The 26,290-nt window shown below is 69.4% G+C and carries 25 protein-coding genes; 8 read left to right on the top strand and 17 right to left on the bottom strand.

All coding sequences use genetic code 11. The annotated features are described in order from the left end of the window. Positions 1-1,038, bottom strand: a complete 1,038-nt coding sequence (locus LH076_RS15105) for an SGNH/GDSL hydrolase family protein (protein WP_227781579.1) — start codon at positions 1,036-1,038, stop codon at positions 1-3. Between the two features lie 18 nt (positions 1,039-1,056). Next, positions 1,057-1,680: a hypothetical protein gene (locus LH076_RS15100; RefSeq protein ID WP_227781578.1), complete on the bottom strand. Its 624-nt coding sequence runs from the start codon at positions 1,678-1,680 to the stop codon at positions 1,057-1,059. Between the two features lie 123 nt (positions 1,681-1,803). On the opposite strand from LH076_RS15100, the gene LH076_RS15095 reads away from it, so the two are divergent. Next, positions 1,804-3,891: a RecQ family ATP-dependent DNA helicase gene (locus LH076_RS15095; protein ID WP_227781577.1), complete on the top strand. Its 2,088-nt coding sequence runs from the start codon at positions 1,804-1,806 to the stop codon at positions 3,889-3,891. Between the two features lie 18 nt (positions 3,892-3,909). Here the strand turns inward: LH076_RS15095 and LH076_RS15090 are convergent, their stop codons facing one another. Next, the gene (locus tag LH076_RS15090) at positions 3,910-5,415 is read right to left on the bottom strand and encodes a DHA2 family efflux MFS transporter permease subunit (RefSeq protein ID WP_227781576.1); all 1,506 of its coding nucleotides are present in this window, start codon (positions 5,413-5,415) and stop codon (positions 3,910-3,912) included. Between the two features lie 57 nt (positions 5,416-5,472). Beyond that, positions 5,473-5,955 carry a glutathione peroxidase gene (locus tag LH076_RS15085; RefSeq protein ID WP_227781575.1) on the bottom strand — a complete coding sequence of 161 codons (483 nt, stop codon included), beginning with the start codon at positions 5,953-5,955 and terminating at the stop codon, positions 5,473-5,475. An 87-nt stretch (positions 5,956-6,042) separates the two neighbouring features. Between LH076_RS15085 and LH076_RS15080 the strand changes: the two genes are divergently transcribed. Together LH076_RS15080 and LH076_RS15075 are read left to right on the top strand one after the other, a co-directional pair. Beyond that, a complete protein-coding gene (locus LH076_RS15080; RefSeq protein ID WP_227781574.1) occupies positions 6,043-8,823 on the top strand; it encodes a DEAD/DEAH box helicase in 2,781 nt (926 codons plus the stop codon). A gap of 49 nt (positions 8,824-8,872) precedes the next feature. After that, positions 8,873-9,964, top strand: a complete 1,092-nt coding sequence (locus tag LH076_RS15075) for a hypothetical protein (protein ID WP_227781573.1) — start codon at positions 8,873-8,875, stop codon at positions 9,962-9,964. 5 nt (positions 9,965-9,969) lie between these two features. Here LH076_RS15075 and LH076_RS15070 read toward each other — a convergent pair whose 3' ends face one another. Further along, on the bottom strand, positions 9,970-10,878 hold the full coding sequence (locus LH076_RS15070; RefSeq protein WP_227781572.1) for a glycosyltransferase family 2 protein: 909 nt from the start codon (positions 10,876-10,878) through the stop codon (positions 9,970-9,972). A 17-nt stretch (positions 10,879-10,895) separates the two neighbouring features. Between LH076_RS15070 and LH076_RS15065 the strand changes: the two genes are divergently transcribed. After that, positions 10,896-12,065: a hypothetical protein gene (locus LH076_RS15065; RefSeq protein WP_227781571.1), complete on the top strand. Its 1,170-nt coding sequence runs from the start codon at positions 10,896-10,898 to the stop codon at positions 12,063-12,065. On the opposite strand, the gene LH076_RS15060 is transcribed toward LH076_RS15065, so the two are convergent. After that, a complete protein-coding gene (locus tag LH076_RS15060; protein WP_227781570.1) occupies positions 12,026-12,709 on the bottom strand; it encodes an EcsC family protein in 684 nt (227 codons plus the stop codon). The genes LH076_RS15065 and LH076_RS15060 overlap by 40 nt on opposite strands. A gap of 46 nt (positions 12,710-12,755) precedes the next feature. On the opposite strand from LH076_RS15060, the gene aat reads away from it, so the two are divergent. Beyond that, a complete protein-coding gene (gene aat / locus LH076_RS15055) occupies positions 12,756-13,463 on the top strand; it encodes a leucyl/phenylalanyl-tRNA--protein transferase (protein ID WP_227781569.1) in 708 nt (235 codons plus the stop codon). Here aat and LH076_RS15050 read toward each other — a convergent pair. The 3 genes from LH076_RS15050 to LH076_RS15040 form a co-directional block, all read right to left on the bottom strand. Next, a complete protein-coding gene (locus LH076_RS15050; RefSeq protein ID WP_227781568.1) occupies positions 13,451-13,783 on the bottom strand; it encodes a rhodanese-like domain-containing protein in 333 nt (110 codons plus the stop codon). The two genes, aat and LH076_RS15050, sit on opposite strands and share 13 nt — an antisense overlap. Before the next feature lie 179 nt (positions 13,784-13,962). Next, the gene (locus LH076_RS15045; protein WP_227781567.1) at positions 13,963-14,448 is read right to left on the bottom strand and encodes a GNAT family N-acetyltransferase; all 486 of its coding nucleotides are present in this window, start codon (positions 14,446-14,448) and stop codon (positions 13,963-13,965) included. Positions 14,449-14,474: 26 nt separating this feature from the next. Further along, entirely contained in the window at positions 14,475-15,332 is an 858-nt protein-coding gene (locus LH076_RS15040; protein ID WP_227781566.1) for an Fpg/Nei family DNA glycosylase, read from the bottom strand. A 42-nt stretch (positions 15,333-15,374) separates the two neighbouring features. On the opposite strand from LH076_RS15040, the gene LH076_RS15035 reads away from it, so the two are divergent. After that, positions 15,375-16,184 (top strand): glycerophosphodiester phosphodiesterase, encoded by an 810-nt coding sequence (locus LH076_RS15035; RefSeq protein ID WP_227781565.1) that lies wholly within the window; start codon positions 15,375-15,377, stop codon positions 16,182-16,184. A gap of 7 nt (positions 16,185-16,191) precedes the next feature. Here the strand turns inward: LH076_RS15035 and LH076_RS15030 are convergent, their stop codons facing one another. The 5 genes from LH076_RS15030 to LH076_RS15010 all read right to left on the bottom strand — a co-directional run bounded on the left by LH076_RS15030 (position 16,192) and on the right by LH076_RS15010 (position 21,519). Continuing rightward, entirely contained in the window at positions 16,192-17,112 is a 921-nt protein-coding gene (locus tag LH076_RS15030) for an adenylate/guanylate cyclase domain-containing protein (protein WP_227781564.1), read from the bottom strand. Positions 17,113-17,180: 68 nt separating this feature from the next. Beyond that, positions 17,181-17,549, bottom strand: a complete 369-nt coding sequence (locus LH076_RS15025) for a Crp/Fnr family transcriptional regulator (RefSeq protein ID WP_227781563.1) — start codon at positions 17,547-17,549, stop codon at positions 17,181-17,183. A 37-nt stretch (positions 17,550-17,586) separates the two neighbouring features. Then, on the bottom strand, positions 17,587-18,438 hold the full coding sequence (locus tag LH076_RS15020; RefSeq protein WP_227781562.1) for a prephenate dehydratase: 852 nt from the start codon (positions 18,436-18,438) through the stop codon (positions 17,587-17,589). A 9-nt stretch (positions 18,439-18,447) separates the two neighbouring features. Beyond that, complete coding sequence (locus LH076_RS15015) at positions 18,448-19,902, bottom strand: sensor domain-containing diguanylate cyclase (RefSeq protein ID WP_227781561.1); 1,455 nt, start codon at positions 19,900-19,902, stop codon at positions 18,448-18,450. A 72-nt stretch (positions 19,903-19,974) separates the two neighbouring features. After that, positions 19,975-21,519, bottom strand: coding sequence for a YegS/Rv2252/BmrU family lipid kinase (locus LH076_RS15010; protein WP_227781560.1), 1,545 nt, complete (start codon positions 21,517-21,519; stop codon positions 19,975-19,977). Positions 21,520-21,590: 71 nt separating this feature from the next. On the opposite strand from LH076_RS15010, the gene serS reads away from it, so the two are divergent. After that, positions 21,591-22,862 (top strand): serine--tRNA ligase, encoded by a 1,272-nt coding sequence (serS, locus tag LH076_RS15005; RefSeq protein WP_227781559.1) that lies wholly within the window; start codon positions 21,591-21,593, stop codon positions 22,860-22,862. After that, entirely contained in the window at positions 22,859-23,719 is an 861-nt protein-coding gene (locus LH076_RS15000) for an HAD family hydrolase (protein WP_227781558.1), read from the top strand. Before serS ends, LH076_RS15000 begins: the two co-directional genes overlap by 4 nt. Here LH076_RS15000 and LH076_RS14995 read toward each other — a convergent pair whose 3' ends face one another. From LH076_RS14995 to LH076_RS14985, 3 genes are read right to left on the bottom strand one after another with little or no spacing between them, the layout of a single operon-like run. Continuing rightward, the gene (locus tag LH076_RS14995) at positions 23,720-24,418 is read right to left on the bottom strand and encodes a type 1 glutamine amidotransferase domain-containing protein (RefSeq protein WP_227781557.1); all 699 of its coding nucleotides are present in this window, start codon (positions 24,416-24,418) and stop codon (positions 23,720-23,722) included. It lies immediately after the preceding gene. Continuing rightward, positions 24,415-24,999, bottom strand: a complete 585-nt coding sequence (locus LH076_RS14990; protein ID WP_227781556.1) for a TetR/AcrR family transcriptional regulator — start codon at positions 24,997-24,999, stop codon at positions 24,415-24,417. The genes LH076_RS14995 and LH076_RS14990 overlap by 4 nt, the downstream gene beginning before the upstream one ends. A gap of 41 nt (positions 25,000-25,040) precedes the next feature. After that, positions 25,041-26,285 (bottom strand): NADH:flavin oxidoreductase/NADH oxidase family protein, encoded by a 1,245-nt coding sequence (locus LH076_RS14985; RefSeq protein WP_227781555.1) that lies wholly within the window; start codon positions 26,283-26,285, stop codon positions 25,041-25,043. Positions 26,286-26,290 lie beyond the last annotated feature (5 nt).

The raw sequence follows: 26,290 nt of genomic DNA, 5'->3' as shown, positions 1-26,290 counted from the left end.
CTAGCGCGGGTGCTCGATCGCCTGCTGGACGAGGTCGGCGATCGCCTGGTGCCCCATGGCGTTGGGATGGAAGCTGCTCGGGTCGACGATCATCATGCCCGGGCCACCGAAGTCAAGGTCGTTGATCCACGGGTCGGCGCTGCCGATGCCGTGCCCGTGGAAGGCGGCCGTCGGGTCGACGAAGGTCACACCGGCCTGCTTGGCGGCGTCGCGCAGCATCGCATTGAGGTCGGCGGCCTTCTGGTTCATCCAGACCTGGTCCTCCTTGTAGAGGAGGTCATGGAAGTCGTCGGTCGGGTTGTCGACAAAGAGTTGTGGGTAACCGACGATCACGATGCGGGCGTTCGGCGCCTTCTTCTGGAGCGCGCGATAGGTCGCGATGAGCTGCTGCTCGAGCACCGGGAGGAGCGCCTTGATGCGGGCGTCGTGCTTCGCCTGGCAGGTGTCGGGTCCGACACCGCGGGCGCCGTTGAGGATGCAGTCCCTGAGCACGTCGGCGAAGCCCAGGTCATTGCCGCCCATCGTCATCGTGATCAGTGAGACGTCGTCGCCGAGCGCATCGCTCTGCGGATCCTCGCCGGTCTCCTTGTGGTTCGGTTGCTCAAGGTCGGCGAGAATCGAGCCGGAGCAGGCGACGAAGGTGGTGCCGCCCTCGAAGTCATTGGTGGCTGCGAGCACCTGACTGTAGGCATGGGGCGAGCGATGGCAGCGGTTGTGGAGCTCGTTGTCGTCGTCGAACGGCCATGCGTCGTCGCGGTCGTCGAAGTCCGTGCCCTCCTCGTAGTCCCACGCGCCCTCGCCCGAGGAGTAGCTGTCGCCGAGGGCGACGTAACGACCACTGGTCGCCTGCTCGAGCGGGGTCTCGCCGCTGCCGGGTGTGCGGCACGCGGTCTGCTGCAGGACCGAGCAGACCGCCTGGTGGATGCCGTCGGCGAGCTCATGCCTGACCGGTGTCAGCGTGACGGCGAGGGCGATGCCGGCGGCGATGATCGTGCTGCCGACGTACTCGGCGGTCGAGGCCCCGCGACTGCTCCTCATCGCACTGTCACTGCACGGTCATTGCACGGCGGGCAGAGCGGCAGCCGCGCGGGCGAGGACGGCCGGGTCGGGGGTGTCGCGGATCGCGTAGGACATCAGCAGGACCGCGGCGTCGCCGTGGGGCACGAGCAGCAGGTCGCTTGTGATCGGCACGGTGCCGTCGGGCCGCTGCCGCCAGGCGACGCTGTCTTCCGGAGCACCGGCCACGGTGAGCGGCTCGACCGAGAAGTGGGCGGTCGGACTCGCAGGGTCCGAGCCGCGGGCGGCGTACGACGAGCAGGAGCGCAGCGCGGCACGGAGCTCCTCCGCGACGTCCTCGATGGTGCGACCCGAGTCGTAGACGCGGACGTGCTCCTCGAGGAACGGTCCCAAAGCGCTCTGTGCGAAGCGGACACTCGTGACCGCCTCGGGAGCCTGCGGTTCGAGGTCGACCCCACAGACCGTCACGCGGTAGTCGGTGCCGGGTGAGCTGCTGCTCCGCCAGCCTGTCGGGAGGTCGTCGACGTGGACGAGCAGTGAGCTTGGGCTGACCGTGTCGGCCGCACGTGTGCTCGGTGCGGAGGTGCCGCACCCGGACGGCGCGAGTGCGGCGACCGCGATGACGACACTGCCGAGCGTCCGGCACAGTCTGTGGGTGGTCACAGCCTGACCGTAGGGACGCGCGGCGCCTTCACCATGGGTCCGCGGTCCCAGCAGCGGGGCCCGACGAGGGTGGGCCCACTGGCGGTTCTGCCGGTGTCGACAGGCACTGGTAGACACGTGACCATGTCCGACACCGCCCTCCGCGACCGCGCCGAAGCGCACCTGCGCGCCCTCGTCGGGCGCGACGACGCGCGTCTGCGCGACGACCAGTGGTCGGCGATCTCCGCCCTGGTGGAGGAGCGGCGGCGGACCCTCGTCGTGCAGAAGACCGGCTGGGGGAAGTCGGCGGTCTACTTCGTGGCGACCCTCCTGCTGCGCGAGGCAGGAGCGGGACCGACGGTGATCGTCTCGCCGCTGCTCGCGTTGATGCGCAACCAGATCGCCGCCGCCGAGCGAGCCGGGATCCGGGCGGCGACGATCAACTCGACCAACATCGACGAGTGGTCCTCGATCGAAGCGGCCATCCACTCACGTGAGGTCGACGTCCTGCTGGTGAGCCCGGAGCGGCTCAACAACCCGGGGTTCCGCGATGCGGTGCTGCCGAGGCTCGCTGCCGAGTGCGGGCTCCTCGTCGTCGACGAGGCGCACTGCATCTCCGACTGGGGACACGACTTCCGGCCCGACTACCGCCGCATCCGCACGCTCCTGCATGACCTCCCGAGCGGCGTTCCGGTCCTTGCGACGACCGCCACGGCCAACGCCCGCGTCACCGCCGACGTCGCGGAGCAGCTCGGCACGGACGTCCTGGTCCTGCGCGGATCGCTCGACCGCGAGTCACTCCAGCTCGCCGTCGTACGGCTGAAGACACCGGAGATGCGGTTGGCCTGGCTCGCCGGCCACGTCGCCGCCCAGCAGGGTTCGGGAATCGTCTACTGCCTGACCGTCGCGGCGACCGAGGAGGTTGCCGACTACCTACGCTCGCGAGGCATCGACGCGGCCGCCTACTCCGGGCGCACCGAGACCACCGAGCGGCACGCGCTCGAGGAGGCGCTCGCCGCAGGCCGGATCAAGGTGCTCGTCGCGACCTCGGCACTCGGCATGGGCTACGACGCTCCACTCGGTTTCGTGGTCAACCTCGGCGCACCGTCGTCGCCGGTCTCCTACTACCAGCAGGTCGGCCGTGCCGGCCGAGGCATCGTCGGGACCGCCTCGGTCGTCCTGCTGCCGGGCATCGAGGACCGCGACATCTGGGCCTACTTCGCTTCCCTCGCCTTCCCGCGCGAGGAGCAGGTCCGTCAGACCCTCTCCGTCCTGTCGGCGAGCGAGAAGCCGCTCTCCACCCAGGCCCTCGAGCCGTACGTCGACCTCTCCCGCACCCGCCTGGAGACGATGCTCAAGGTGCTCGATGTCGATGGTGCGGTGCGACGGGTCCAAGGCGGTTGGACGGCCACGGGTGAGGCGTGGAGCTACGACGCCGAGCGCTATGCGCGCGTCACGGATGCGCGGAGACGCGAGGAGGAGGCGATGCTCGGCTACCTCTCGACCACGGAATGCCGGATGCGCTACCTCCGCTCGCAGCTGGATGATCCGAAGCCCGAGGACTGCGGCCGCTGTGACAACTGCGGCGGTCTGTCGCTGTCGGCACAGGTGTCCGAGGCGGCGGTCGCGGCCGCCGATGAGCGCCTGCACCGACCCGGTGTTCCGATCGAGCCGAAGAAGCTCTGGCCGTCGGGCCTGCCTGCGATCGGGATCGAGCTCAAGGGGAAGATCGCGGAGGGGGCTGAGGAGGGCCGTGTCATCGCGCGCCTCACCGACCTCGGTCACGGCAACGCCCTGCGCGAGATCTTCAAGGCCGACGACGGACCGGTGCCCGTGCCGTTGGCCCGTGCGATGGTCGAGGTGGTGAGCGACTGGCTCCCGAGCGCCGGTGGCAACGTCGACGGCATCGTCATGGTCGAGTCGCTCTCCCACCCGCAGCTCGTCGCCGACCTGACCCACGGGCTCTCGCGCTATCTCAAGAAGCCGATCCTCGGCACGTGGGCGCTGCGCGACCCATCGGTACCCCCTGGTGCAGGTGCGACCAACTCCGCCCACCGCGTCGCGGCAGTCATGCGGCGAGCAGCGCTCGACGCCCAGATCCCTAGCGGCGCAAGGGTTCTGCTCGTCGACGACCGCCTGTCGACGGGCTGGACGCTCACCTGCGTCGCAGTCGCCATACGGGAGGCGGGCGCCGCCGTCGTACTGCCGCTCGCTCTCGCCTCCGAGAACTAGTCATCCCTGGGATGGCGGTCAGTGCATCATCGTCGGCTGCTGAGGAGCGTTGAGCCCCTCCTCCTTCTTCCGCGGAAGGAGCGCGACCGGGATGAGGGTCGCGACGATGACGATGAGCGCCACGATGTAGCTCGTCTGGAACGCGCCGCCCATGTCGGAGAGGGCCTGCGGCGAGCCGGGGGCCGTCGCGATGGCGTCGGAGCCGTTGAGCTTGTTGGTCAACACGACCGAGATGACCGCCACGCCGACGGACGAGGCGATCTGCTGGATCACGTTGAGGAGCGTCGATCCGCGGGCCACCTCGACCTGCGTGAGCGTGCGCAGCGCGGCCGTGAAGATCGGCATCATCGTGCCGCCCATGCCGAGACCGGTCACGAAGAGCCAGGCGCAGATGTGCCACGTCGGGGTGTCGGGCGAGGTGCTGGAGGCCAGGCCGATGAAGCCGATGATGATGCCGAGGAAGCCGAACGGCACGATCTTGCCGACCGGGATCTTGTCGGCCAGCGTGCCGGCGATCGGCATGACGAGCATGGCGCCGAGGCCCTGCGGGGCCACGAGCAGGCCGGCGTCGAGGGTCGACTCGCCGCGCACCGTCTGGAAGTACGTCGGCACCAGCAGCAGCGCACCGAAGAAGGCGCCGGCGAAGAGGAACATGATGATGTTCGAGACCGTGAACTGACGGTCGTGGAAGAGGCGCAGGTCGAGCAGCGGGTGCTGCGGACGGAAGGACCAGAAGACGAAGCCGATGATCAACGCGAGGCCGATCAGCGCGGGGATGAGCACCTCAGCGGAGGCGGCGGTGCCGGTGCTCGGGATCTTCGAGACGCCGTAGAGGAACGCCGCGAGACCGGGGGACATCAGCAGGAAGCCGACGAAGTCGAAGGTCTCGGTGCCGTTGGCGTTGTCGCGTGGGAGCGCGAACAGGGCGTAGACGATCGTGATGACGCCCAGCGGCAGGTTGATCAGGAAGACCCAGTGCCATGAGGCGGCGTCGATCAGCCAGCCACCGAGGATCGGGCCGAGGATCGGGCCGAGCAGCATCGGCACACCGAGGATCGCCATCAGCTTGCCCATCCGGTGGGGGCCGGCCGCCTTGGTCATGATGGTCATGCCGAGCGGCATCAGCATGCCGCCACCGAGGCCCTGCAGCACGCGGAACGCGATCAGCGACTCGATGCTCCACGCGGTCGCGCACAGCGCCGACCCGAGCGTGAAGAGGGTGACCGCGCCGATGAAGAGCTTCTTGGTGCCGAAGCGGTCGGCGGCCCACCCGGTGATCGGAATGACCATCGCGAGCGCCAGCGTGTAACCGGTCACGGTCCACGCCACGGTGGAGTACGCGATCTCCTTGCCGCCGTTGGCCAGCTCGGTCTGGAACGTCGGCAGCGCGACGTTGACCACCGTGATGTCGAGGATCGACATGATCATGCCGAGCACCACGACCCCAGCGATGACCAGGATGTCCTTGGTGATCTTGTCGTCTGCGTCGAGCGGGGTCGCCGCCGTTGTCGTCTCTGAGGTCACCTGCAAACCGTAGTTGCCGAAGGCAACCAATCCAATTCGGTTGTTCGGTGGTCCGGATCACACGAGGGAGTTGATCGCCTCGAGCACCTCGGGAGCCTCAGGCTCGGTGCGGGGGCCGAAGCGCTTCACGACCTGCCCCTCGGCGTCGACCAGGAACTTCTCGAAGTTCCAGGTGATGTCGCCGGCCTCGCCGGTGCTCGCCTCCGGCGTGGTGGTCAGTGCGCCGTAGATCTCGTGTCGGCCCTCACCGTTGACCTCGATCTTCTCCGTGAGCGGGAAGGTGACGCCGTACGTCGACGAACAGAACTCCTGGATCTCCTCGGGTGAGCCGGGCTCCTGGCCCATGAACTGGTTGCACGGGAAGCCGATGACGGTCAGGCCGGGCGTGGACTCGGCGATCCGCTCGAGACCTTCGTACTGCGGCGTGAGGCCGCACTTCGAGGCGACGTTGACGAGGAGGGCGGGCTTGCCGCCGGTCAGGGCGCCGAGGGTGGTCGGCTCGCCGTCAAGGGTGGAGATCTGGGCGTCGAGGAGGCTCATGCGGCGAGCGTACGCCGACCACGCTGAGCCCATGGTTCGGACCGCTCCGCGGCCCGAACTGTCCGCGGCGCCGCATAAGGTCATTGGGTGAGCTTCATCCCCCTGACCGGTCCGGCGGTGCTCACCGTCGGTGCCCGGCCGCGGGAGGGGTCGATCGTCTTCTCCGACGACCGTCGCACGGTGTCGCTGCCGATCGTCTCGGCCGTGCCGGTGCTCACCCGCGCGCTGCGCGACTCGGCGGTGCACCCGTCGGTCGGGCTCCTCGGGGCAGCGGCGCAGTACGCGTTGAAGCTGATCGCCGAGGGGAAGTACGACACGCTCTCCGACGGCTCGCGTGCCCCCGTCATCCAGGGGGACGACGTGGAGCGGCTGCGGCTGCTCGCGGAGTTCCGCTCCTATGAGGGCGTCGACGGGGAGGGCGCCGAGGCGCTGGCCTGGGCCATGGTCGCCGCCACCATCGACGGCATGCCCGGCGGTTCCTCCCAGGGCCTCGCCCGCCGCGCGGCCGAGTCGACGCGACCTGCAGGCTCGCTGCGGGAGCGGATGCTCGAGCGCCAGCGGGCTCGTGCGGCCGAGCTCGAGGAGCGGATGGCCTCGATCATCGGCCGATCAGGTGGCCAGCGCCGGAGCGAGACGGTGGACGACGGCCTCCCGGCCGAGATCTCGCTGTCGATCCGCATCGAGGCGGACGAGGAGTCCCTGACCGAGGGCGTCCTGCGTGCCGTCCTGCAGGTGCACGACGAGGCCAACCCCCTGCACTTCGCCGACGCGTCGGTGCTCTGGCACGACGACCCGCGGATCCACCACTTCGGTCCGCGCACGCGGCAGCAGATCTCGCTGCGGCTGGCCGAGGCGACTCGGGCCTGGGCTCCGTTGGAGCGGATGCGGTTCCAGGCCTCGCCGACCGAGCTGATCCTCGAGGGCGACGAGGTCGGCTCCCTCCTGGGGGAGGGCGTCGCGGCCCTGAAGGCGATCGGCGTCGACGTGATGTGGCCCCGCTCCCTCGGTCGTGAGCTCAAGGCCCAAGCTGTGCTGGACGTGGCCCCGCGTCCCCGCGAGGAGAGCGACTGGGAGGAGCAGCTCAACACCGGCCTCTTCGCCCGTGACGACCTCTTCGCCTTCAGGTGGCAGCTCGCACTCGGTGACGAGCCGCTCACCGACGACGAGATGGACGAGCTGGCCAAGGCGGCCTCCCCGATCCTGAAGCTGCGCGGCTCGTGGACGGTCGTCGACCCCGGCATCGCCCGCAAGGCGCGGAAGCGGATGCTCCGCCCGCTCACCGGGGCCGAGGCCCTCGGTGCGGCGCTCACAGGTGTGGGCCAGATCGATGGCCGCTCGGAGTCGCCGCTCAGCGATGTCATCGTCGGCGCGACGATCGAGAAGCTCAAGCAGACGGTGGCCGAGGTCGGGCGCGGCGAGCTGCTGCCCGTGCCGCCCGCGCTTCGGGCGACGCTGCGTGACTACCAGCGCCGGGGTCTCACCTGGCTGGCAGAGCTGACCGCCCTCGGCCTTGGCGGCGTCCTCGCCGACGACATGGGTCTGGGCAAGACGGTGCAGCTGATCGCCCTCCACCTGCATCGTGGCGCGGGGCCGACGCTGGTCGTCTGCCCGACGAGCCTGATGGGCAACTGGGAGGCGGAGATCGCACGGTTCGCGCCGGGCGCGCCGGTGCGGCGGTTCCATGGCGGCGAGCGCGACCTGACGGACGCGAGGCAGGGGTTCGTGCTGACGACGTACGGCACGATGCGGCGCGACGCGCGGCTCCTCGCGACGGTGCCGTGGGATCTCGTCGTCGCCGACGAGGCCCAGCATCTCAAGAACCCTGCCTCCGCCACGGCGCGGGCGATCCGCACCATCCCAGGAACTGCACGCGTCGCGCTGACCGGGACGCCGGTGGAGAACGACCTCAGCGAGCTGTGGGCCATCCTCGACTGGTGCGTGCCCGGCCTGCTCGGCAGCCGCAAGGCCTTCCGCAAGGCGTGGGCGGCACCGATCGAGGCGGGTATCGAGGCGCCGACGAAGCAGTTCGCCGACATGGTCGCGCCGTTCCTGCTGCGGCGGCGCAAGACCGATCCGGGCATCGCGCCCGAGCTCCCGCCCAAGACGGAGACCGACCACCTGCTCAGCCTCACCAAGGAGCAGACGGTGCTCTACGAGGCGTACGTCCGCGACACGATGGAGCGGATCGAGCGGCTGCCGGGTGACGATCCGGCGCGTCGCGGTCTGATCCTGATGATGCTCACCGGCCTCAAGCAGATCTGCAACCACCCCGCGCAGTTCTTGAAGCAGAGTCTCAAGCAGACGCAGGGACGCTCAGGCGGGCGGAGTCAGAAGCTCGACCTCCTCGACGAGGTGATCGAGACCGCCACCAGCGAGGGCGGGGCGGTGCTCGTCTTCACCCAGTACGTCGCCATGGCGAGGCTCCTCGAGGAGCACTGGACCGACGTCGGCATCGCCCATCAGTTCCTCCACGGCGGCACCCCGGTGGCCGAGCGTGAGCGCATGATCGCGGCCTTCCAGGACGGACACGTGCCGGTCTTCCTGCTCAGCCTCAAGGCCGGCGGCACCGGCCTCAACCTCACGCGCGCCGATCACGTGGTCCACGTCGACCGCTGGTGGAACCCCGCGGTCGAGGACCAGGCCTCCGACCGGGCCTGGCGGATCGGCCAGACCAAGCCGGTCCAGGTCCATCGACTCGTCATGCGCGGCACCCTGGAGGAACGGATCGCGCTGCTCCTCGAGCACAAGAGGGCCTTGGCTGAGGCTGTTCTCGGCCGTGGTGAGAGTGCGTTGACCGAGCTCAGCAACGCCGACCTGCGCGACCTCGTCACGCTCGACCGCGACGGCGTCAATCGCGCCTGGCGCTGAGGGGAACCCCCACAGTTTCGATTCAGGTCGGCCGGGCAGAATCTGCGCCATGGCAACGGTCTTCCTCCATGTCGGTGCCCCGAAGACAGGCACCACCTACCTGCAGGACCGGCTGGCCCGCAACCGCGCCAGCCTGGCCCGCCATGGGGTGAAGTACCCGATCGGCATGCGCGACTCGATGTTCCTCCCCGCCGTCGACCTGACGGGCATCAAGTGGCCCGGCTTCCACGAGCAGGCCAGCGGCGAATGGAAGGCCCTGGTCCGGCGGATCAACGTCGCCCGGGGCACCGTCATCGTCAGTCACGAGGTCTTCGCCGTGACGAAGCCGTCGCGGATCGCGATGGCGATGGAGGACCTCGCCGGGCACGACGTCCATGTCATCTTCACCGCACGTGAGCCGGGGCGACAGCTCGCCGCCGACTGGCAGGAGGGGCTGAAGACCTACAACTCCCGGACCTTCGACCGGTTCCTGAACCGCATCGTCGAGGCGGATCCGATGACGTCGCGACTCTGGTTCTGGCGCGCCCAGCATCTGCCGCGCGCGCTCGCCAACTGGAGTGCGGTCCTGCCCCCGGAGAAGGTCCACCTGCTCACGGTCCCCCAGGGTCCGTCGGACACGCTGTGGCTCCGCTTCTGCGGCCTCACCGGCATCGACCCGGCATGGGCGCCGGAGGAGGCCACGAAGGTCAACCAGTCACTCGGCATCGCCGGTGCGCAGACGCTGCGGCGACTCAACGCCGCGCTCTTCAAGGCGGGCGTCAACGCCGAGGAGCACCGCGACCTGGTGTTCAACACGATCGTGCCGCGGCTGCTCGAGGTGATCGAGGACCCGGCGCCGATCTCCACCCCGCCTGCCCTCGACGCGTGGGTGGAGAACCTCGCCGAGGAGTGGATCCACTGGGCGAAGAGTGCAGCCATCGATGTCGTCGGAGATCTCGAGGAGCTGCGCCCGCTCGCCCGCACCGGCGAATGGCAGGACCCCGACGACGTGCAGCTCCGTCGTGTCCTGCGCCTGATGACGACGGCGACCGTGGCGGCCGTCCAGGAGGCGACCTCCAGGCCGGAGCCCGCCGGTCGCCTCCCCGCCCGGGTGATGCGGGCAGGGCGTCGCCTGCTGCGCCGCCCCGAGCCCGTGGACTGAGCAGGTCAGGAGCGCCGGCGCCAGGGCAGCTTCGACAGCGCGGTGTCCTTGAGCCGATGCGCGGCGACGACACCTGACTCGCCGGAGAGGATGTCTCGGCGGAGGCCGTTCTCGACATCGACGAAGCGCTGGTCGATGAACTTCGTCAGGTAGAGCACGAGGCCGAGGCCGTTCTCGCCGACGTACTGCCGGAGGGCGGCGTCCCGGACGAGGCCGTCCATCTTCTCGTGGGCGTTGCCGGAGCCGATCACGGAGTTGCCGTCGGAGCCGACCGCCGCGGGACGCTGGTGCCAGAAGGCGAGCGGCGGCCCGTCGAGGTAGGTCAGCGCCCAGCGGGAGAGCACCTTGAGGTTGAAGTCCCAGTCGCCGACGACCGAGAGCTCCTCGTTGTAGAGCCCGACCTCCGCATGCAATTCGCGGCGGTAGAGGAAGCCGATCGGCACGAAGCGATTGAAGAGCAGCGTGGAGCCGAGCAGCGGGTCGTGCAGCTGCTCCTGGAAGATCTCCCGGCCGGTCTCGACCAGGTCCGGCGTCTCCCAGACGATCTCGATCCGGCTGACCACGCCCGGCGCGAGCGGATGCGCGTCGAGGTAGGCCACCGACGTCTCGAGGAACGTCGGAGCCCAGGTGTCGTCGTCGTCATGGAGGACGAGGTACGGCGTCTCCCCGGCCGTCACCCCCGCGTTGGCGCTCGGCCAGCGCCCCAAGGAGGTCGGGTGGTCGATGATCGTGACCTTGGCGCGGTCCTCGGGACTCAGGGCGTCGACGACCTCCAGCACACCCGCAGGGTCGCCGCCGTCGTTGACGATGAACGCCTGCCAGTCGACGTACGTCTGCGCGGTGATGCTCCGCAGGGCCCGCGCGAGGAAGTGGGGGCGGTCCTTCGTGCGGACCACGATGCCGACTGCTGCCATGTCGATAGTCTCGCAGCATGGGTGCGAAGGTGCTGCTCCACGTCGGTACGCCGAAGACGGCGACGACCTTCTTCCAGGACGTGCTCTTCCGGCACCGCCTGATGTTGGCCGAGCGCGGCATCCACTACCCGGGGGCGACCTTCGACATGCAGTTCCGCGCCGCGCTCGACCTGTTGCGACGGGAGTGGGGCGGCCTCGAGGACGAGGTCGTCGGTGAATGGGACGCTCTCGCCGCCGAAGTCCGCGCCGAGTCGGGCATCCACATCATCAGCAACGAGATCCTCGCCGGCGCCACCGCCGAGCAGGCGGCGCGTGCGCTCGGATCGTTCGGTGACGCCGAGGTCCACCTCGTCCTGACGGTGCGCGACCTCTTCCGCCAGATCCCTGCGGAGTGGCAGGAGACCGTGAAGCACTTCGGCACCGAGACCTACGCCGACTTCCTCGCCGCGATCCGCACCCGGAGCGGTCGCAGCGCCGACCTCTTCTGGGCGGTCCAGGACCTGCCGGGAATCCTTGCGCGGTGGGCCGAGTCGCTCCCGCCGGAGCGGGTGCACATCGTCACGCTCCCGCCTCGAGGGACCGACCCGGCCGTGCTGTGGAAGCGACTGGAGTCCGTCTTCGGACTCGAGGGCCTCGAGCTCGACCTCACCAGTGACCGGTCCAACGAGTCGATGGGCGCCAACGCCACGAGCTTTGTCCGGGGGCTGAACGAGGTCACGCAGGACTTCCTCACCAAGGACCAGTACCGCTGGCTCGTCATGGAGCTCCTGGCCCATCGGACACTCTCCACCCGCACGGGCAAGCGCCGGATCATGGTGCCGCCCGACGACTGGGACTGGGTCTCCGACCTCACCACCTCGTGGATGACGGTGCTGCTCTCCTCCTCCTACGACGTCGTGGGCGACCTCGACGAGCTGGTGGGGGAGCGACCGGAGACGTTCACCGATCCCGATGTCACGGACCCGGAGCGGATCGCCTCCATCGCCACGGATTCCACGATCGCGCTGTTGGCGGAGGCAGGCCGCCTGATGGGTGAGCGTGACGCCCTGCGGGCCGAGGTGGAGCAGCTCCGCGAGGTGGCGGGGCTGCGCAACGCCGTACGCGCGAAGCTCGAGACGAGCGAGGCCGGCCAGCGTGTGTTGGGCCTCTACCGCGACGTGCGCGGCAGAAGCTCGCGGCGGGCGTAGCGCCCAATCTGGTAGGTGTCCCAGCCGTCGACGCCGGCGCCGACGAAGCCGCCGATGATCGGCGTGCGCTTCCCGATCGTGCTCGCCAGGCGCTTGCCCGCGACGCGGGTCAGCATCTCGGCGGCGACCTCGGAGGCGACGATGTGGTCGAGCGTCGGGTCGTGCACCGGAGCGGTCGCCACAGCCATCGGGGTGGCGGGCAGCTTCTTCTTCGCCACCTTGCTGTCGACGGTGGACTCGCCGAGCATGATCAGCAGCATGGCGTCGCGGACCCTCGGGTCGTCCAGGTCATAACCCCGCAGATGTGCGATCGACGCGATCATCCGGCACTCGATCACGGCCAGTCCGACGACGTTGGCCGGGATCGTGGCGACGGCGGTGATGAGGCCGCCGAGGTTGGTCGCGAAGCCCTCGGTCGTCGCATAGGCGACGTGCTTGCGGATGAGCGCGTTGATCGCCTTGTCCACGGTGCCGTGCTTGCGCAGCGCAGTGTCACCGGCAGCGGCAGCTCCGGGCAGCGGGCCGACGCCCAGGATGGCGCGGTTGAGCGTGTGCCCGATGAGCGAACTCGTCGCGTCGGGGGCGAGCTGGATGATCTTGGGGGCCAGCGACGTGCCGACGGCCGCGGCTGCCTTCTTGGTCACGCTCTTCATATGCTCACGCTAGCGAAGCATCGGTAACGTCGGCTCCGTGTCTGAGCGGAGTCCAGTCGAACCCGAGCCGTCGCGCTGGGTCTTCGGCGACCCGGACGACGAGCAGCTCGACGACCTGGTCGCCCTGGGCGCCGACCTGTCGCCGGGCACCGTCCTGGCGGCGTACCGACGCGGCCTCTTCCCGATGCCCGGCACCCGTCGCCGCGATCCCCTTCACTGGTTCTCGCCCGTGCAGCGCGGCGTGCTGCCGCTCGACGGCCTGCGCGTCCCGCGCTCGTTGCGGAAGTCGGCCAAGCACTTCGAGATCCGTGTCGACACCTGCTTCGACGAGGTCGTCGCGGCCTGTGCCGATCCCACGCGCGACGGCGGTTGGATCGACACCCGGATCCGGGAGGCGTACGGCGACCTCCACCGTCTCGGCTGGGCGCACTCCATCGAGGCCTGGACACTGGGCACCGACGGGGCGGCGCCGCGTCTGGCCGGCGGGCTCTACGGCCTTGCCATCGGCGGCCTGTTCGCCGGGGAGTCGATGTTCCACCGCGAGCGTGACGCCTCGAAGGTCGCGCTGATGGGACTCGTCGACATCCTGGGGGCCGACGGCGTGGCCGGGAGGCTGCTCGACGTGCAGTGGCAGACCGACCACCTGGCGACGCTCGGCGTCGTGGAGATCCCGCGCTCGGAATATCTCCGTCGCCTGGCGGTCGCCCTCGAGCTGCCGCCGATCGCCTGGCCTCAGACGACCTGAGGCGTGCCGCCGGTCTCGCTCACCATCGGCCGCCCGTCCGCCTCCCAGTCGAGCATGCCGCCGTCGAGGTTGACCACCTCGTAGCCGTTGGCCGCGAGCCACATCGTCGCCTGGCTGCTGCGGCCGCCGACCTTGCAGACCACGAGGATCTGACCCTCGGGCAGCTCGTCGGTCCGGACCGGCACGGTCGACAGCGGGATGTGGGTCGCACCCTCGATGTGGCCGTGCACCCACTCCGACTCCTCGCGCACATCGAGGACCGACAGGCCCTCCGGCAGCGGGTTCGGCAGCTGGTCGATGGTCACGGTGGGGATGCTCACCCCTCCATTATCCGCACTGATGCATCGGTCAGAACGGTGACCGACTGCGGAGGCCGCAGTCGACCGGCGCCCGGGCGCTGAAATCCCCCGTTCGGCCGGCACTGACGCATCGGTCACAACTCTGACCGACTGCGACGTCGAGTGGGGCGCGGTTCTGACCGATGCGTCAGTGGCCCGCGTCAGAGCGGTGGCCATAGCGCTCGTTTGAAACCTTCGTGGCTGGCCTCGTAGCGGAGGGCGGCGTAGAAGCGGTGTGCATCGACGCGGCTCTTGTCGGACGTGAGTTGGGCGAGGGTCGCTCCGCGCTGCTGTCCGTAGGCGTGGGCCCACCGGATAAGTGCTGACCCGAGGCCCGACCCGCGCAGTACGGCCGAGACGCGGACGGCCTCAATCTGTAGGCGTTTGGCCCCGCCGCGCGACAGTACGGGGATGACGGTGAGTTGCATGGTCGCGACGACCGTGCCGCCCTCATCGCGGGCCGCCACGAGGAACTGGTTGTCGTCCTTGTCTATCTCCTGGAACGCGAAGACGTAAGGGGCGAGGTCGTCCGACTCGCGTTGGGCTCCCAGCTCGTCGTCGGCCAGGAGCGCCGCGAGGGCTGGGACATCGGCTTCAGTAGCGCGGGTGATTGCGAGTTCGCGACCGTCGACGGTGATCGAGTCCATGGGCGGAGCATGCCAGCAGCTGAGCCCTACTTGAGCAGGCGCGACATCCGTCGGTCGGCCAAGGGCTTCCCGCCGGTCTGGCAGGTCGGGCAGTACTCGAGGGACGAGTCCGCGAAGGAGATCGAGAGGATCGTGTCGCCGCAGCGCGGACAGGGCTTGCCCGTCTGGGCGTGGACGCGGAGGTTGCTCTTCTTCTCCCGCTTCAGCTCCGAGGCCTTGAGCCCCTCGGAGCGCTTCACCGCGTCGGTGAGCATCGACTGGATCGCCGCGAAGAGCTCGGCGGCGTCTACGGTGTCAGCCGGCTTGTAGGGCGAGAGCTTCGCCTCCCACAGGATCTCGTCGCTGTAGGCGTTGCCGATCCCGGCGATCAGGGCCTGATCGCGGAGCACACCCTTGATCTGCTTCCGCCCCGCGTCGGCGAGGATCGTTGCCAGGACGTCGACGGTGAAGGACGCGGACAGCGGATCGGGTCCGAGCGTGGCGATCCGCGGGACGTCGAGCGGCGAGCGGACGACGTACAGGGCAAGGGATTTCTTCGTGCCCGCCTCGGTGAGGTCGAAGCCCTCCTCGTTGTCGAGGACGACGCGGGCCGCGATCAGCGACTTGGACGAGGGCTTGGGCGGTGTCGGAGGGACGACGTCGCGCCACTGCACCCAGCCGGCACGGGCGAGGTAGGTGACGAGGTGGAGGCCGCCGACGGAGAAGTCGAGGAACTTGCCGTGCCGGGTGACGCCGTCGACGAAGGCTCCGGAGAGCGCCGCCAGAGGCGGATCGAAGGTCTTCAGCGCCGCGAACTGGGCGAGGTGGACGGTGCCGATCGCGCGGCCCTCCAGTCGCCGGCCCAGGTCCTGGGCCAGCGCTTCCACCTCGGGCAGCTCCGGCATGTGCACAGCGTAGGTGCGGTGTCTAGGGCCAGAATGGGCCTCGTGGGAGAGAAGCGGCCGCAGGTGGTGGCCCACCGTGGCGCGAGCGCCGACGAGGCGGAGCACACCCTGGGGGCGTACATGCGGGCCCTCGACGTCGGGGCCGACGCCCTGGAGTGCGACGTCCGGCTGACCGCTGACGGTCACCTGGTCTGCGTGCACGACCGCACCATCCGGCGTACGACGGGCCAGGCCGGGCTGGTCTCGACGATGGAGCTGGCCGACCTCGCTCAGCTCGACTTCGCCAGTTGGAAGAACCCGTGGAACGAGCTCGACGACGAGGCGCCGATGCGCGACGAGCGACTCGACCAGGTGCTGACGCTGGAGACGCTGCTGGAGACCGTCCGCGACTACTCCGCGAGCACCGGGCGCCGGGTGGAGCTGGCGATCGAGACGAAGCACCCCACGCGCTACGGCGGTCTGGTGGAGAAGCGGCTGGTGGAGAAGCTGCGCGAATTCGACTGGGACGGCGCCGACTCGCCCGTGCGGGTGATGAGCTTCAGCTTCACCGCACTGCAGCGGGTGGAGCGGCTCGCCCCCGACCTGCGGCTCGTGCAGCTGATCGAGCACGGCCGCAACTGGTCGCTGCTGCGCACCGCGATCGGCCGGGACTGGATCGTTGCGCCGGGCATCAAGGAGATCAAGAAGCATCCCAAGCTCGGTCGGAAGATCGTCGACTCCGGCCGGGAGCTCCATGTCTGGACGGTCAACGGTGAGGCCAACCTTCAGCGCTGCCTCGACCTGGGAGCCACCGCGGTGATCAGCGACAAGCCGGCGCAGATCTTCCAGTGGCTCGCCGAGCGCGGCCTCTGAGCCCGGCTCAGCCCACCACGCGGCGCAGCGCCCACGGCTGCAGCCGCGAGTAGCCCTTGACCGAGGTCCGCCGGAGGCGCTGGAGCGAGTAGCCACCGGATAGCGCCTCGACGGCGCCGTCGTCGACGACCACGGTGCCCGGGCGAGCGATGCTGGTGAGGCGTGAGGCGATGTTGACCGTCGGGCCGAAGACGTCACCGAGCCGCGGGACGACCTCGCCGACCGAAAGCCCACCGCGCACCCGGGGGAACGGATCGGAGTCGGACTCGCCCTTGTCGGTGAGCGTCAGGGCCGCCTCGGCCGCGGCGACGGGATCGTCGCCGACGAAGAGGACCGCGTCACCGAGGGTCTTGATCAGCCGGCAGCCGTGGTCCACCACGACGCCGGTGGCGGTCGACTCGAACTCCTCGAGCCACTCGACGAGCTCCTCCTCCGACATCGATCGTGAGCGGGCGGTGTAGCCGACGATGTCGACGAAGCAGACCGCCATTCTCCGCGCCTCACCCGTCGAGACCGCGAGCACGCGACTGGCGGCGGCCGCCAGGTGACGGCGCCAGATATGGGACTGCAGCCACTCGACCCGGGGGATCACCTCCGACGCGAGCGAGGCCGCCTCGGTGGCGAGATCACCGGGCCGCTCGACGGCGATGTCGGCGAGCAGCGCCACCTCCCACTCCGCAAGCCGCGCGAAGGAGCGGCCCCACGTGCGGACCATCGCCGACTGCTCGTCGGGTGAGAGCACTCCGGCCTCGTAGAGCGCCTTGGTGTGGCGCAGCGACTCCACGTCGCTCGAGGTGAAGGCGCGCTCGTCGGGATCCGGCTTGGGAAAACCGAGGAGCCGCCACAGCTCGTCGGCCAGCGGGAGCGGTACGCCGGCGGCATCGGCCACCTGCTGGCGTGTCATGCTCGGCGACTCGCCGAGCAGCACCTCGTCGACGAGCGCCTGGACCGCCGCGAGGTCGAAACCCGGGTCGGACGCGGCCGACTCCGGGCCGGTCAGGAGACCCTCTCGGCGGCGATCTTCTCCAACGCTTCGTGGAAGGACGGCATCTCGACGTACAACCGCATGAGCGCCTCGGAGGAGAGGTGGATCAGGTCGAGCGGGGTGAGAGCCACGATGGACGCGTTGCGCAGCGCGCGGTTGAGGATGGCGGCCTCGCCGACGATGTCGCCGGCGCCGAGCTGCGCGACCTCCTCCCCGTCCTTCCGGACGGAGACCGAGCCCGACAGGATGATGTACGCCTTGTCGGCGGGGGTGTCCTCCCAGATCGGCGACCAGCCCTCGGGCAGCGAGACGCGCGTACCGGCGGAGCTGATCTTGGCGATCTCCTGTGGCGTGAACAGGGAGAAGAACGACTCGGCCACGGGGCCCTCCGGTCTGAGTGCTCGGGTGTGAGGGGGATTACATGCCGTCAACGAACGATAGCCGGAAGGGTGACGCGGGGTAGACCCCCAGCACCTTGATGTCCGTGGTGAAGAAGGTCAGCTCCTCGAGCGCCCGCGCCAGGTTCACGTCGTCGGGGTGTCCGTCGACCTCGGCGAGGAACTGGGTCGCCGTGAAGCCGCCGCCCACCATGTAGCTCTCCAGCTTGGTCATGTTGATGCCGTTGGTCGCGAAGCCGCCGAGCGCCTTGTAGAGCGCGGCCGGGAGGTTGCGGACGTTGAAGATGAAGCTCGTGACGGTGGGACCGCTGCCCGGTGCGGGGATGACCGCCTCGGGGGAGAGCACGACGAAGCGCGTGGTGTTGTGGTCCTCGTCCTCGACATCCGTCGCGAGGACGTCGAGCCCGTAGATCGAGGCGGCCATCGGTGGTGCGATGGCGCCCATCGTCCGGTCGCCCGCCTCGCGCACCTCACGGGCGGAACCGGCCGTGTCGCCGCTGATCACTGGTGTGAAGCCGTGCTCGCGGATCAGGTTGCGGCACTGGCCGAGGGCGTGGACGTGCGAGTGCACCGTCCGGATCTCGTCGATGCTGGTGCCGGGCAGTCCCATCAGGTTGAACCTGATCCGCAGGAAGTGCTCGGCGATGATGTGCAGATTGCTGGTGGGCAGGAAATGGTGGATGTCGGCCACCCGCCCTGCGAGTGAGTTGTCGATCGGGATCATCGCGAGTTGGCAGTCGCCCGACTCCACGGCGGCGAAGGCGTCCTCGAACGATGCGCACGGCACCGGCTCCCAGTCGGGGTAGTGCTCGGCGCACACGATGTGCGAGTTGGCCCCAGGCTCTCCCTGGTAGGCGATCCGCTTGCTCACCCGCGCAGTCTAGGGAGCGTCGTCGGTGCGGCTGCGTTTGTCGACATACATCGCCTTGTCGGCGATGTGGAGCGTCGCCTCGAGGTTCTCGCCCTGGTGGCAGGTGGAGGTTCCGATCGCGAAGTCGACCGCGGGGCCGCCGTAGTACTGGTTGTTGAGCTCGACCAGCTCACGGATCCGGCCGATCATCGAGGCGGCTCCCTCGTCGTCGACGGCCGGGAGCAGCAGCGCGAACTCGTCCCCGCCGATCCGCGCCGCGCACTGGCCTGTGTCGATCGCCTTGGCGAGCACCTCGCCGGCCCGACGCAGCAGCGCGTCACCGGCGGCATGCCCGGAGTCGTCGTTGATCGCCTTGAGGCCGTTGAGGTCGAGCATGATCACGGAGACCGGCCACGGACCGCGGCGGCTCAGCCGCGACACCTCGTCGGAGTAGTAGGAGCGGTTGCGCAGCGTGGTGAGGGTGTCGTGCTTGCCGAGGTACTCCAGGTAGGCCTCGGCCTTCTTCCGCGCAGAGATGTCGGTGAGCGAGATGAGCACCAGGCTCCAGTCGTCCTCATGACCGGGGAACACGGAGAACTGCATGTGTACGTCGACCCGCTCGCCCGACAGCGAGTAGTTGACCGTCTCGCGCTGCTGGTGGAGGAGGCCGTTCCACAGGTCGTTGAGCTGGTCGCCGAAGTGCCGGCGCATGTCGTCGCGGAAGACGAGGTCGAGGTTGCGCAGCAGATGGTCGCGGTCGTTCGCGCCGAACAGGGTGAGGGTCTGCCGGTTGACGTCGGAGACCCGGATCTCCTGCATGCACCGCTCGATGAACTCGGGGTGCACGTCGATGAAGGTCCGGAAGTCGCTGATGCCGCTGGCTCGGACGCCGTCCAGCAGAGCCTTCACCTCACGGAAGTCCTCCACCCACAGGGAGACCGGCGAGTGCTGGAAGAGGCCGCGGGCGTACTGCTCGCTGAGCATCAGCGCCTGCTGCGCGCGCACCTGGGAGGTGACATCCTCGACCGAGACCATCACGCGGTCCCAGGTCTCCTCGTGCCCGGGCAGCACCGTGGCCTTGACGTCGACGTCGAGCGGGATGCCGGCGAGGGTGTAGTTGATCGTGCGGGTGGTGAACTCCGTGCGGCCCTCCCAGAAGGCGACCAGCTCGTCGACGTGCATGTCGAACATGTCGCCGCTGAAGACGGTGCCGAGGTTGTCGACGAGGTGGTCGAGGTCACGGGCACCGAGCAGGTCGAGAGTGCGGCGGTTGACGTGGAGCACCCGGATCTTCGACGTGCCCTCGGCGACGCGGCCGGGACGCTCGGCAAGATGGGCGCGCAGGTCGCTGACCCCTTCGGCCCGCCAGGACTCGAAGAGCGGCCGCAGGCCGGAGAAGTCCTCGAGCCAGAGCGAGACGGGCGCGAGCTCGAACATGTCGGAGGCATCCGACGCGGGTGTGGCGAGGTGCGGGCTGGCGGTCACGACGGCAGCCTACGTAGCGGAAGGGCGGTCCGGGATGGCTTTGCCCCAAGCCGAATTCGAAGCCGACGCCGGTCAGCGGGCGACGCGGATGAGCAGCCGGCCGTGGATGTTCCGCATGATCAGTTCCTTGCCCTCGCCGACGGGATCGCCGTCGAGCTGGCGCGGCGTCTCGCGGTCGGCACGGATGATCACCTCGCGGCCGGTGAAGCGGTTGATGGTGTCGTCGATGTGCGGGCGCTTGGCGAGGATCCGGAAGGCCAGCGGGACCCACGACCAGAACCGCTGCGGGTGCAGCAGCACGACGTCGAGGAGGCCGTCGTCGATCGACGCGTCGGGGATGAGTGGCATGCCGGCGGTGAGCGTGCCGACGTTGCCGACGACGATCGTGCGGGCGCGGTGCTTGGTGAACTCACCGCCGTCGATGGAGATCTCGACCTTCACCGCAGGGAACATCAGCGCGCGCATGCCGGAGAGGACGTAGGCGAGCCAGCCGATCTTCGCCTTCACGGTCTCGTTGGCGCCCTCCATGATCGCGGCGTCGAAGCCCATGCCCGCCATGACGAGGAAGTGCGAGTCCTCCATGTTGTCGCCGGAGACCTCGACCATGTCGATCGCGCGGTCCTGGCCGTTGAAGGCCACGTCGACGGCCGAGCGGAGATAGAGCGGCAGCGCGAGGTTGCGGGCCAGCAGGTTGCCCGTGCCTGCCGGGATCACGCCGACAGAGATGCCGGTGCCGGCGAGCTCCGCGCAGACCTCGCGCACGGTGCCGTCACCACCGCAGACCAGCACGAGCGCGGCGCCGTCGACCGCTGCCTGGGCGGCCTGGCCGGTGCCGGAGTCGTCGACCGTCGTGAGGTAGTACCGCGGCTCCTCCCAGCCGCTCGCCAGCGCGATCTCGCTGACCGTCGCCTGGAACGCGCCGACCGAGTCGACCTTGATCGGGTTGAGCACCACGGCACACCGCCGGTCGTGCGCAGGCGCCGCCGGCAGGGCCAGCGGCTGCGGCACCACCGTGAGCAGCGGGATGGGTGAGTACGCCGCCAGCCCGATCAGCACGAGGCCGGACCCGATCAGGATCGCGGCCACGACATCGGTCAGGTGGTGCCGGCCGAGCACGAGCCGGTCGACGGCCACGAGCAGGATCACCAGCGTGCACGCGGCGGTCAGGAGGCGACGTACGCCCTTCTTGCGGATGAAGATCCGGGTCAGGGCGATCGCGATGCCGAAGAAGACCGTCGAGTGCATGACGTGCCCGCTGGGGAAGGCCGTGTGCGCGTGGATCAGGCCGAGCGTGTCCTGCCACGGCGGCCGGGGGCGCCCGACGAGCGCCTGCAGCAGGGGGGTGAGGACGAAGTCGAGCGCCATCAGCGCCGCCACCCAGGCGGCCGCGCGGCGGTAGCCCTTGAAGGCGAGCGTGCCGACGAAGACGAGGGAGGCGCCCACCATCGGCCAGAAGCTGAAGGTCCACGCGATGCCGTCGGCGTTCCAGTGCCAGAAGCCGTCGTAGGTCACGAAGCCCTTGAGCGAGTCGTCGAGCCCGTCGGTGACGCCGGTGTGGACGAGGAGCCACGTGATCACGGCGAGTCCGAGGAGGGCGAGGCCCCAGCAGAGTGTCATGAGACGTGTCATGGGGCGGGCCGGCACGGTCGCAAGGATAGAGGGCGACACGCCCCGATAGGCTCACGAGTGTGATCGACCCCCGCATCCTCCGTGACGAGCCTGACCGCGTGCGAGCCTCCCAGGCGAAGCGTGGACTGAGTGACGACGTGGTGGATGCGGCGCTCGCGGCCGACGCCACCCGACGCGCCTCGATCCAGGTCTTCGAGTCCAAGCGGGCCGAGCAGAAGAAGGCGGGTGCGCTGGTCGCCAAGGCCTCCGCCGAGGAGCGGCCCGCCCTGCTCGCGCAGACCAAGGCGCTCGCCGCCGAGGTCAAGGAGCTCGAGGCCGCCAACCGCGAGGCCGAAGCGGCGTGGGACGCCGCACTGCGCGCCATCCCCAACGTCACCGCCGACGAGACCCCGGCCGGTGGCGAGGACGACTTCGTGGTGCTCGAGACCGTCGGCACTCCGCGTGACTTCGCGGCCGAGGGCTTCCAGCCGCGGGACCACGTCGAGCTCGGCGAGCTGCTCGGCGCCATCGACCTCGAGCGTGGCGCGAAGGTGTCGGGCTCGCGCTTCTACTTCCTCACCGGTGTCGGTGCCGAGCTCGAGTTCGCGCTGATCAACCTTGCGCTGGAGCAGGCCCGCGAGGCCGGCTTCACCCAGGTCGTCGCCCCCGCACTCGTCCGCCCCGAGGCGATGGCCGGCACCGGCTTCCTCGACCAGGTCGACGACGGGGTCTACAAGGTGGACGACCTCTACCTCGTCGGCACGTCCGAGGTCCCGATGGCGGCATACCACTCCGACGAGATCCTCGACCCCGAGACGCTTCCCCGGCGGTACGCCGCCTTCTCCTCGTGTTTCCGCAAGGAGGCGGGCTCTGCAGGGAAGGACACCAAGGGCATCATCCGGGTGCACCAGTTCGAGAAGGTCGAGATGTTCGTCTACACGACCCTCGAGGAGGCGCCGGCGGAGCACGAGCGACTGCTCGCCTGGGAGAAGGCGTTCCTCGACAAGCTCGAGCTGGCCTACCAGGTGATCGACGTCGCCGCCGGCGACCTCGGCCCCTCCGCGGTACGGAAGTTCGACTGCGAGGCGTGGATCCCGACGCAGGGGAAGTACCGCGAGCTCACCTCGACCTCGAACTGCACCGACTTCCAGTCCCGTCGCCTCGACATCCGGCAGCGCACGGCCGAGGGCAGCACCGTCCCCGTCGCCACGCTCAACGGCACGCTCACCGCCGTCACCCGCGCGATCGTCGCCGTCCTCGAGACCCACCAGCAGGCAGACGGCTCGGTGAGGGTCCCCAAGGCGCTGCAGAAGTGGATGGGTCGCGAGGTCCTCACGCCGGTCGCCCGATGAGCTGGCCCCCGCACAGTTCGACGGCTTCGGGCTGGCGCCCGAAGCTCATCGCCCTCGACATCGACGGCACCCTGCTGGCGTGGATCGAGGGCCTCGGGCAGACGCTCGAGGTCGTGACCGAGCCCGTGCGTGACTCCATCCGCCGCGCTGCCGCGGCGGGGGCCCACATCGTGCTGGCCTCGGGTCGCTCGGCCCATGCCATGACGCCGGTCGCCGACGCGCTCGGCCTCCCGCTCGAGGACCAGGGACGGCTCTGGATCGTCGCCTCCAACGGTGCTGTCGTCACGCGGTATCCCCCGCTCGAGGTCGTGCACGAGGAGGTCTTCGACGCCCGCGACGCGGTCTCCCGGATCGTGGCGGCGCGCCCCGAGGTGCTCGTCGCGGTCGAGGAGCGCGGGCTCGGCTACCGGGTGAACCGGCCCTTCCCGGAGGGCGAGCTCACCGGTGAGCAGATCGTCACGACGGTGGAGGAGATGGTGGCCGATCCGGTCGCCCGTGTCGTGATCCGCGATCCCGACTCCTCGCCCGAGGACTTCATGGAGCTCGGGCGCGAGGTCGGTCTCGAGGGCATCAGCTATCACGTCGGCTGGACCGCCTGGCTCGACCTCGCGCCCATCGGCATCTCCAAGGCCGCCGGCCTCGCCTACGTCCTCGACGAGCTCGACCTCAAACCCACCGACGTCCTCGCGATCGGCGACGGCCGCAACGACATCGAGATGCTCGAGTGGGCCGGCCGCGGTGTGGCGATGGGTCAGGCCACCGACGACGTGAAGGAGGTCGCCGACGCGATCACCCTCCCCGTCGAGGAGGACGGTGCCGCCGTCGAGATCGACCGCTGGTTCCCGACCGGCGGCTGATCAGCCCTCGGATCGGCCCAGCGCGGCGACGACCTTCTTGGCGGTCTCCTTGGCCGAGCCGGGGTTCTGGCCGGTGACGAGGTTGCCGTCGGTGACGGCGTACGACGTGAAGGGGATCAGTCCCTTCTCGTAGAGTGCGCCCCGCTCCTTGACCTTCTCCTCGGCGTTGTACGGGACCAGCTTGTCCACCTTGGCGAGGACCTCCTCGCGCCAGGCGAAGCCGGTGAGCTTCTTCCCCGCCACGAGGTAGGAGCCGTCGGAGAGCTTCGTGTTGAGCAGGCCGCAGTAGCCGTGGCAGACGGAGGAGACGATGTCGCCACGCTCGTAGAGCTCCCGGGTGATCCGCTGCAGCCCCTCACTGTCGGGGAAGTCGTACATCGTCGCGTGGCCACCCGTGAAGTAGATCGCGTCGAAGTCCGCCGAGACGATCTCGTCGGGACTCTTCGTGGTCTGGAGCAGTGCCATCTTCGCCGGGTCGGCGAGCCACGCCTTGCCGCTCTTGTCGATGTTCGGGAACTTCAGCGAGCGCGGCTCGAGCGGTACGGCGCCACCCAGCGGGCTCACGAGCGTCATGTCGTAGCCCGCCTCCTCGAAGACGTGCCACGCGTGGGTGAGCTCGGTCAGCCAGAGGCCCGTCGGGTGGCTCGGGTCGTCGTAGTGGCCGACGTTGGTGACGACGATCAGGACACGCTTGCTCATGGGGCATCTCTTTCGGTGATGGAGAGGATGGCTGCGAACGCCGCTCCGACACGCGCGGCCACGTCGTCGCTTGACGGGGCCTTCAGCTTCCCGTCGAGGTACAGGAACGCGAGACCATGGGCGAGTGCCCAGCCTGCGTCGGTGAGGGCATCGGTCGCCCGCCCGGGAAAGACCTGATCCATCGCGGCTGCGAGCATGTCGTGGAGCTCCGCTGCTGCGAGGACGCGCTGGTCGTCGTCGGTGTCGCACTCTCGGCCGAACATCAGTCGGAACAAGGAGGGTCGGCGAAGGGCGAACCTGACGTAGATGACGCCGAGCTCACCGAGGTCGTCGGGTGTGCTGGGGGCTGGGACAGCGGCCAGCTCGGCCTTGAGGTCCCTGAGTCCTTCGGTCGCGAGAGCCGACTCGATCGCCTCGCGATCCTCGAAATGTCGGTAGGGGGCCGTGGCCGAGACTCCCGCGCGTCGTGCCACAGCACGCAGGGAGAACGTCTCGCCGCCTTCGAGCATCTCCATCGCGCTCGCCAGCAGGGCGGCGCGGAGGTCGCCATGGTGATACGTGGGCTTGGCCGTGGTGGTCACGTCGACATCCTCGCGCAGACTCACCGATGTCGGCTCATGACTCATCGGTCGGCTTCACGGGTCTCGAGCCAGGCGGCGTACTGCCGCAGGGCGCCTCGTCGATGCAGCATCTCACGGAGATAGGCACCGACGGGGTGGACGGACGGCCGGGTACGTCGTCCTTGACCCAGACGTCGCAACTGGTAGCGGACGCGGGCCATGCCCGCTGCGGAGGCGATCGCCTTGTCCTTGATCGTGACCGGCTTGAGCACGACCTTCGCCTCCGCGTCGCGGCGCCAGGTGTTCGGCAGGTCCGGATCGACGGCGAGCGCGGTGCCCATGCCCACGATGTCGATCCCACCGCTCAGAACCTCCTCGGCGATAGGACGACGCACGATGCCGCCCGTGAGCATGATCGGCAACGCACTGGACTCGGCCAGTTCGGAGGCGAGCGTGAGGAAGTAGGCCTCCCGGGCCAGGGTGCGCTCGTCGGCGGAGCGGCCCGACATCGCCGGGCTCTCGTAGCTGCCGCCGGAGAGCTCGACCACGTCGACGCCGAGCGGCGCGAGCAGATCGATGACCTTCTTGGCGTCGTCGGCGTCGAAGCCTCCGCGCTGGAAGTCGGCGGAGTTGAGCTTGACCGCGACCGCGAAGCCCCCGCCGACGACCGCGCGGATGGCGCGGGTGATGTCGAGCAGCAGACGTGCCCGGTTCTCGAGGGAGCCGCCCCACTCGTCGGTGCGGCGGTTGGCGAGGGGGGAGAGGAACTGGGAGAGCAGATAGCCGTGGGCGGCGTGGATCTCGACTCCGTCGAAACCGGCGCGCTCGGCGCGTCGAGCCGTGGTGGCGAACCGGGCGATGGTCGCCTCGATCTGGTCGGGGGTCATCTCGGTGGGCTGGGCCAGGCGCTTGCTGTTCTTGCCGATGTCGACGCGGATCGGCGACGGACCCCATGCCACGCCGGGCATGTCGGCCATGACTTGGCGGCCGGGGTGGTTGATCTGCATCCAGACCTGCGCCCCGCCGCTCTTGGCCGCCTTGGCCCACTCCCGGAAGGGCTCGATCGGTGAGTTGGCGTCCAGGACGACGCCTGCCGGCCCGGTGAGCGCCTCGGCATGCACCATCACGTTCCCGGTGATGATCAGCCCGACGCCCCCCTCGCTCCAGCGACGGTAGAGCGCGAAGAGCTCCTCGCCCGGGAGCTGCCCGGGGGCGGACATGTTCTCCTCCATGGCGGCCTTGGCGAGCCGGTTGGGAAGCACGGATCCGCTGCGCAGGACGAGCGGGGTGTAGATCGGCGACGACATGGGGC

Source organism: Nocardioides sp. Kera G14 (assembly GCF_020715565.1).
GTDB lineage: Bacteria > Actinomycetota > Actinomycetes > Propionibacteriales > Nocardioidaceae > Nocardioides.
Note: the sequence above shows the minus strand (reverse complement) of the source record. Positions and strands in the feature narration are given on the sequence as shown.